The 6464-nt window shown below is 37.8% G+C and carries 3 protein-coding genes and 2 tRNA genes; 3 read left to right on the plus strand and 2 right to left on the minus strand.

Annotated elements, in window-relative coordinates:
* Window positions 1–313 precede the first annotated feature (313 nt).
* From ACH2BV_RS11900 to ACH2BV_RS11910, 3 genes are all read left to right on the plus strand, one after another.
* Entirely contained in the window at window positions 314–2404 is a 2091-nt protein-coding gene (locus ACH2BV_RS11900) for a copper-translocating P-type ATPase (protein WP_395050955.1), read from the plus strand.
* A gap of 189 nt (window positions 2405–2593) precedes the next feature.
* Window positions 2594–3163 (plus strand): membrane or secreted protein, encoded by a 570-nt coding sequence (locus ACH2BV_RS11905; RefSeq protein WP_395050953.1) that lies wholly within the window; start codon window positions 2594–2596, stop codon window positions 3161–3163.
* A gap of 193 nt (window positions 3164–3356) precedes the next feature.
* A complete protein-coding gene (locus tag ACH2BV_RS11910; RefSeq protein ID WP_395050954.1) occupies window positions 3357–5903 on the plus strand; it encodes a multicopper oxidase domain-containing protein in 2547 nt (848 codons plus the stop codon).
* Window positions 5904–6269: 366 nt separating this feature from the next.
* On the opposite strand, the gene ACH2BV_RS11915 is transcribed toward ACH2BV_RS11910, so the two are convergent.
* Window positions 6270–6343 (minus strand) — tRNA-Arg (locus ACH2BV_RS11915).
* 44 nt (window positions 6344–6387) lie between these two features.
* Window positions 6388–6462 (minus strand) — tRNA-Pro (locus ACH2BV_RS11920).
* Window positions 6463–6464: the final 2 nt, after the last annotated feature.

Consider the following 6464-nt stretch of genomic DNA (forward strand, 5'->3'; position numbering starts at 1 on the left):
TGTAGAAGGTGTTACATTGAATTACGAAACAGGAAATGCCACAGTTCGCTATGACGAAACACGACTGGATGTCTCCGATATAAAATCCGCTGTGCGACAAAGAAGTTATGAATCCTTCGAGAAGGAAGAAAAGGACAAACTTGAAACCATACCTCCGCCCAAGACTGAGAACCCAGATGAGACTCCTCCGACCAACACGACAGTCGAATCAGAAGATGAAAAAGAAGAAGAAAAAGAGGAAGCAAAATCCTCTGATGTAAAAGAACCAGATGAAAAGGACAATCCTGAATCCACACCAACTTCAATTGGCAAGATGAAAGAAGAAGATAGTTCAGGTGATGACCACAGTAAAATAGATCATTCTAAGATGGACCATTCTAAAATGAATGACTCAAAAATGGATGACTCAAAAATGGATCACGATCATGGGAGTATTCCAATGGGAATGGCTGGACACGATCATCATAAAATGATGATTGCCGACTTTAAAAAACGGTTTTGGGTTGTATTGGTCCTAACCTTTCCAATATTATTTTTTAGTCCAATGATTCAGAGTTTTTTTGGATTTGAGTTGTTACTTCCCGGTAATCCATATATACTCTTTGCACTTTCCAGTATTGTTTATTTCTATGGTGGTTGGCCTTTTTTAAAAGGTTTTTGGACTGAAATAAAAAAAGCGGCTCCCGGAATGATGACCCTTATAGCCATGGCAATCAGTGTTGCTTATTTTTATAGCTCCGCGACCGTTTTTGGTTTAAAAGGAGTCGATTTTTTCTGGGAATTAGCGACATTAATTGCCATTATGTTGGTAGGACATTGGATTGAGATGAAGAGTGTATTAGGTGCATCGAAGGCCTTGCAATTATTGGTGAGTATGATGCCTGCAGAAGCACATCGAATGAAAGGAGAAATCGTTGAAGATATTTCTCTTGAAGATTTACTCAAGGACGATGTGATATTAGTAAAACCCGGAGAAAAAGTTCCTGCTGATGGAATTATTTTGGAAGGTTCCAGTTACTTAAATGAATCGATGCTTACCGGAGAATCTAAACCTGTTAAAAAAGAATTGAATGATAAAGTAATTGGAGGATCGGTCAACGGGAATGGTTCTTTAAAAGTAAAAGTGGAACATACGGGAAAAGACAGCTATCTGAACAAAGTAATTAAAATGGTTGAAGAGGCTCAGAAAACCAAATCTAAAATGCAGAATCTTTCTGACAGGGCAGCTAAATGGCTTACATATATCGCTTTGGCAATTGGTTTTGGTACACTTGCCGTATGGTTAGTTTTAGGATTTCCTTTTGTTTTTGCCCTAGAAAGAATGGTTACTGTAATGGTAATTGCCTGTCCACATGCTTTGGGGCTTGCCATTCCGTTAGTAGTTGCCATATCTACGGCTGTTTCAGCACAAAATGGTTTATTAATTCGAAATAGAACAGCTTTTGAAGAATCACGTAAAATATCGGTATTACTTTTCGATAAAACGGGGACCTTGACAAAAGGTGATTTTGGAGTAACAAGAATAGAATCTACTGATAAAAAATACTCCGGTGAGGAGGTTTTACGACTTGCGAGTGCGCTCGAACAAAGCTCTGAACACCCAATTGCTGTTGGAATTATTAAAAAGTTTAAAGAAAATAAGGGTATTATTCCAAAACCTGAAAATTTTACGGCCATTACCGGAAAAGGGGTTGAAGCGGATGTAGAAGGAAAAAAAGTAAAAGTAGTTAGTCCAGGATATTTAAAGGACGAAAAAATAACCATTCCAAAGGATGCCTTTAGTGATGCTGCTGAAACTGTAGTTTTTGTATTAATTGACGGGAAATTGGCTGGATATATTGCACTAGCTGACGAAATCAGACCCGAAGCCTATGATGCTATTGAAATATTCAAAAAGAATAACATCAAAGTTTTAATGGCCACGGGTGATAATGAAATAACAGCCAAAGCAGTAAGTGATAAATTGGGATTGGATGGTTACTATTCAGAAGTGCTTCCACATCAAAAAGTTAAAATTGTAAAAGAATTGCAAGCTAAAAATGAATTTGTGGCTATGACTGGTGATGGTGTAAATGACGCTCCAGCATTGGCTCAAGCAAATGTTGGGATTGCTGTTGGTTCTGGTACCGATGTTGCTGCCGAAACAGCCGATATTATTTTGGTAAACAGTAATCCGCAGGATATTGCCAATTTGATTTTATTTGGAAAAGCAACTTACAATAAAATGATTCAGAATTTGGTGTGGGCCACAGCTTATAATGTGGTTGCGGTTCCTCTTGCAGCAGGGGTACTTTATTCTTCCGGTTTTGTTTTAGGTCCTGCAGTTGGTGCTGTATTTATGAGTTTAAGTACTATAATTGTTGCCATCAATGCTCAGTTACTAAAAAGAAAAATGGGTAAATAAAAATGATTAAAGTAAAAAAACATGGAATCCTGCTCTATCCAACTGAACTTATATATGAGCATACGGGGATCGTTATTTCAAAAACAGTAAATTAAACAACTATTTTACAGAATTCTGAAACATTATATTTAATTAAATACCAGACCTTCATACCATGAAAATAAAATACTAATTAAAAATTTATAAATCATGAAAATAATACAAAAAGTAACATTGGCGATTGGATTAATTGGCCTTCTATATTCATGTCAGTCAACCCATCAGGTTCTCTCGAAATCAGATAAGAGAATGGAAATTATGAATGAGATTGCCAACAATGAAAGTATGTCAAAAGAGATGATGGGAATACTAATGAACGGCAAAAATGGCAAAATGATGGAAATGATGCAAGAGCATCCGGAAATGATGAAAACCATGATGTCTGAAATGATGAAGGAGAATCCGGAAATGAGGAAAGAAAGTCATGCTAAAATGATGGAAATGATGAAAGAGAATCCGGAAATGAGAAAAAAAATGATGGCGGAAATGATGGAAAGCATGAAGAATAATCCCGAAATGATGAAAACTATGATGGCGGAAATGATGGAAGCATCAAAAAACGATGACGCGATGATGTCCGGAATGTGTAAATCGATGATAGAAAATGAGAAAATGATGGATATGATGGAGAAAATGAAAAATGAAAAAATGGATATGAATAAAATGAAAGGAATGGATAAAAAACCAGAAAAGAAAGTAGATCATAAAGCACATCATTAGTATTGGTTTAACCTTAAAATTATAAAATTATGATGAATAATGGTAACGGAGAAATACATATGGGAAATTACTCCTTTATGGGAATACACCCATTTTGGTTAGTTTTAGTAATTGTATTACTTTTTTTCATATTGGTAATGTTAAACCAATTTAGAAAAAGAAAATAAGTAGTACCTATATTAGAATTATAAAAATGAAAAGAATAATGACAGTAACATTCCTTCTTGTTGTGTACTCTTTTGCAAAAGCACAGGATATGAAGGGTATGGATATGACCACAAAGGAAAATACTCAAAAGGTGCCTTCCACAACATATACCTGCCCAATGCACCCCGAAATTCACGCTGACAAGCCAGGGAAATGTCCTAAATGCGGGATGACTTTGGTAAAGGAAAAACCGAAAGCAATCAAGAAATCTGTAGTGAAGAAGCATAATGAAATGCAAATGCCCATAAAAAAGACTTCTGACAAGAACGCTAACACTACAAAAACGGATAACAATCTTGCATCTATAACTCATAATATGGGCAATATGGATATGCCAAAAGCAAACTTAGGCTCCATAAAGACAATTATAAACAACACACCGCCAAGAACAGTCCGCTACGATTTATATGTACGTGACACCATTGTAAATTTCGCAGGTAAACCTAAAAGAGCCATTGCCGTAAACGGACAAATACCAATGCCTACACTAATATTTACGGAAGGTGATACTGCCGAAATTTATGTGCACAATGATTTGGACGAAGAAACATCCTTGCACTGGCACGGTTTGTTTTTACCCAACAAGGAAGATGGTGTGCCCAACCTTACCCAAATGCCCATCAAGCCCCATACTACCCATTTGTATACCTTTCCAATTATTCAACACGGAACGCATTGGTATCATAGTCACACAGGATTGCAGGAACAAATTGGGATGTACGGTTCTTTTATCATGAATAAAAGAGAAGAACTAGACATTTCCACCGTACCCATAGTTTTGAGTGAATGGACCGATATGAATCCCAAAAATGTACACCGAATGTTGCATAATGCTTCCGATTGGTTCGCGATTCAGAAAGGCAGTACTCAGAGTTATGCGGAAGCGCTGAAAAGTGGTCATTTTAAAACGAAGCTAACCAATGAATGGAAACGCATGGCCGCTATGGATGTCAGTGATATCTATTACGATCAATTTCTGATTAACGGAAAAAAGGAAAGCCAGCTCTCCCAATTTAAAGCAGGCGATAAAATCCGTTTACGAATTTCAAACGGCGGTGCATCCACTTATTTTTGGTTGACGTATGCAGGAGGTAAAATAACTGTCGTAGCCAGTGATGGCAATGATGTAGAACCTGTTGAAGTGGACCGATTGATTATTGCTGTAGCCGAAACCTATGATGTAATTGTCACTATTCCGGACGATAAAACGGCCTATGAATTTTTGGTGACCTCTGAAGATCGCACCAAATCGGCTTCCTTATTTTTGGGGGATGGCGTTAAAAAATTAGCCACTCCATTGGCAACCTTACAGTATTTTGAAGGAATGAAGATGATGAACTCCATGATGAAAATGAATGGGGATTTGGAGGATAGCGGGATGAAAATGAGCCTCAATAAAATGGACATGAATTCGGTTATGTATCCGGAAATTATAGGAAGTGATTCCATGAAACCGGATGATACGATGGGCACTATGGAAATGGGCGAAGCACATCACGACGGTGGTAAACCCTCCGATATTGTGACCCTCAATTATGCTTTATTGCAATCGCCTTCCAAAACAAATCTTCCGGAAGGGTCTCCCGTCAAAGAATTAAAGTTTACGCTTACCGGAAACATGAATCGGTATGTTTGGAGTCTGGACAACAAAGTCATTTCGGAAAGCGATAAAATCCTGATTAAAAAGGGAGAAATTGTTCGCATGATTATTTACAATAATTCGATGATGCGACATCCTATGCATTTGCACGGACATGATTTTAGGGTAGTCAACGGCAAGGGAGATTATGCCCCTTTAAAAAACACCATTGATATTATGCCAATGGAAACTGATACTATAGAGTTTGCTGCCACAGAAAGCGGCGATTGGTTTTTTCATTGCCATATTTTGTATCATATGATGAGTGGCATGGGTCGGGTTTTCAGTTATGAAAATTCCCCTGCCAATCCTGAGATTCCCAATCCGAAATTGGCACAACGCAAATTATTTGGAGAGGATCGGAAATTTCATTTGATGGCAGAAAACGATTTTGCCACCAACGGGAATGATGGAATGGTCCTGTTGGGCAATACCCGATGGAGCATTGGCACCGAATGGCGTTTGGGTTACAATGATGAGCACGGTTATGAAAGCGAAACCCATATTGGACGATATATTGGAAAAATGCAATGGTTGATGCCTTTTGTAGGTTTTGATTGGCGTTACCGAAAAATGGGAATGAACGAACAGGAAAGCAATCTCTTTGGGCAAACCAACACCAAAGACAGCAGGATTGTTTTCAGTGCCGGGGTTAATTACACTTTACCCCTGCTCATCATTGCGCAGGCAGAAGTATTTACTGATGGAAATGTGCGCTTCCAATTTGAACGCCAAGATATTCCGGTTAGCAAACGACTACGTATGGGTTTGATGTGGAATACCGATAAAGAATATATGGCTGATTTAAAATATATCCTTACAAGAAATTTTAGCGTTAGAACCCATTACGACAGTGATATGGGAATTGGTTTTGGATTAAATTTGAATTATTAACCTCCTGGTTAAAGATTGTAATAAAAAACATTGTCGTAATAAATAAATAAGACGACACTATCCATTACTCATTCAGCTATCCAAAAATTTTCATTTTGAGGAGAAACGACAAAACAAACCAAGTGTTCCTAAATCATAGCTGCCGTTTGCTTCATAGCCTGCCCAGAGCGAAGTCGAAGGATTAATTACGTTTTCAAATAACGAGAACATTCTTTTTGATAGTTGGTAAACAGTAGGTTTTACATTTCAATTGCTGGAACGATATAGATTTATCTTCAAATCAACTTTTGGATTTTCTAGAATATTTCATTGAAAAAATGCCGTAAAAAAACCCCTAAATTTCTTTAGAGGTTTTTGGTACGACTGTGAACGCAGAAGGATTCGAACCTTCGACCGCCTGCTTAGAAGGCAGGTGCTCTATCCAGCTGAGCTATGCGTCCATTAATCAATAAGTTTACTAATTATAAGAAAACTTAATAATTAGTCGGGGTGGCAGGATTCGAACCTGCGGCCTCCTGCTCCCAAAGCAGGCGCGATAACCGAGCTACGCTACACCCCGAA

Source organism: Flavobacterium sp., assembly GCF_043780635.1.
Lineage (GTDB): Bacteria > Bacteroidota > Bacteroidia > Flavobacteriales > Flavobacteriaceae > Flavobacterium.